Annotated in this window: 2 protein-coding genes; both read right to left on the minus strand. The window is 41.6% G+C overall.

All coding sequences use genetic code 11. The features are described 5' to 3' along the window. The coding region (locus tag AC3LHT_RS00905; RefSeq protein ID WP_488661700.1) for a 3'-5' exonuclease at nucleotides 1–428 on the minus strand (428 nt) is incomplete at its 3' end. A gap of 165 nt (nucleotides 429–593) precedes the next feature. Then, a complete protein-coding gene (gene murJ / locus AC3LHT_RS00910) occupies nucleotides 594–2090 on the minus strand; it encodes a murein biosynthesis integral membrane protein MurJ (protein ID WP_488661701.1) in 1497 nt (498 codons plus the stop codon). Nucleotides 2091–2243 lie beyond the last annotated feature (153 nt).

Below are 2243 nucleotides of genomic sequence, written 5' to 3' on the forward strand. Positions count from 1 at the left end.
TTCAAACGCCTTGCAAGCTCTGCAAGGCTATATGGCCCCTCCTGGAAAAGGGATTTAGCGAGTTCATAGGTATCTATATAGTCATTAGAGAAAGGAAAGGTACCCGTTTCTTTCGCTGCTATGTCAAAGAACTTCATATCTACCGATATGCTATGCCCAACGATTACGGCATTTCCAACGTATTCCTTAAACTTCGGAAATACTTCTAGCATGCTAGGCTCATCATTAACATCTGCGTTTTTCAATCCATGAATACTGCTTATGGCAGCAGGAATTGTTATTTGCGGGTTTACGAGTGAGTGAAAGCGCAGTTCGTAATATATCTTCCCATGGTAAATAGGAATTGCAGCGATTTCTATTATTCTATCTCCATTAAGGGGACTCGAACCGGTAGTTTCGGTGTCAACGACCACAAAAACATTGTTCATTTCAATACCTCCTGTAATATTTTAGCACGCTGAGAAATTTTATTCCCACACAGAATTCATAAGTTTTGTTCACAGAAACTATCAATAAGGAGGTATATAATGATAAGAGCTCGATACATTACGCAAGCCGTCAAAAGAAATCAGGAACAACACTGCAACAAAGGGCTATCGCCTTTTAAACACACCTTTTATATATTTGTATTCCCTGAGAGCAAAAAGTTTAGAGAGCAGCAGATATATAGCTACTCCGGAGAGAACTTCAATGATACTCGAAAGATTCATTGCAGGGAGTAACTGCCTTTCAATGAAAAGTGTAATGGTCATAATAAGACTTGCCATGGTGATTTTCAATAATTCATACAGTTGACTTTTAGTAGCTTTAACAGCCAGAAGTACTTGCAAACTGACACTTAAAAATCCAAAGATGCCCGCGATAGCTGTTGCCCAAGCTATTCCCACCGGGCCATAGGACAATCCCAGAACAATGTCCAATACGATGTTGATCCCCGCCATCAAGGCCGCTATAAGAGAGGGGAATCTAGGATTTTGGCGTGAATAGTGAACCCTTGAAAAGATGTTGAATAGCCCATAGAATGGGAGTCCAACTGCATAAATTCTCAAAATGCGGGCTGTATTGAGCGTATCGATGTAACTAAAGGCGCCTCTTTGAAACAACAAAGATACAATTTCTTTTGAAAGCACAATAAGGCCCAAAGTAGCCGGAAGGATGAAATAAAGAAGCGTTTCGAGAGATGTCCATAGGGTTTCGTTGAACTTCTCGGTGTTCTTGATGTATTTAGACAGCTCGGCAAGCACGACGGTAGCCACCGAGATTCCGAAAATGCCAAGAGGAAGCTGGTAAAGCCTCATAGCATATTGCAAACTTGAAACCGCACCTGAACCCAATTCTGTGGCTACTCTTGTATCCACAAGCGAATTTACCTGAGCGATGGCCGGGGATATCATTGTGAGTCCAAAAATTTTGAGAAATTCCCTGGCGTCTTTTTTGTTGAATCGGGCCTTAAACCTGAACCCTTTCTTTTTCGCAGCTGTTATCACTGCCAGTACCTGAATTCCACCTCCAACAACAAAGGCAATGGTTGGTCCCAAAATCGGTGGATTGAAATGCCTGGAAAGGGCAATACCGGTTATGGTTGAAAGGTTGATAAACGCAGGAGAAAGAGCCGCAAGAAAATAAGCATCAAAACTATTAAGCACCCCGTAAAAAACGCTCCATGTAGAAACAAGAAGCACAAATGGAAAGGTTATTTTCATCAGCTTCGATGTGAGCAGAATCACTTCTGGATCAAACCCACCTGCGAAAACCCTGGTTACCGGGGTAGAAAAAACAACGCCTGTTACTGATATGATGGATGTAACGCTGATAACAAGCAATAGAACGGTCGATGCAAATTCGAAGGCTCGCTCAATGGATTCCCTTCTCTTCTCAACAAACATAGGTACAAAAGTCAAGGATAAGGCCCCTTCTGCGAATATCTTTCTCAGAAAGAAAGGGATCATTATAGCTACAAGATAGGCGTCATATTGGTTTGAAGTGCCAAAGTATCCTGCGAAGAAAGCATCTCTCAACAAACCGGTAACCCGGGAGATCATCGTAGCTAGACCAAAGGCCAGCGTTCCTTTGAGAACTTTATTTTCCATCGTTTTTCATAGCCTTCCCCTACGAGAGTTTTCTATTAATTATATCGCAAATGGGAAAGTTTGGAGATTATAACCGCTACAAGGCGCACTTTCAGATGCAGGTAACATATGTTACCGACTAAGATGCTATCTAATTTTATACTCTTTTTATAT

This window comes from Kosmotoga sp. (genome assembly GCF_982836095.1).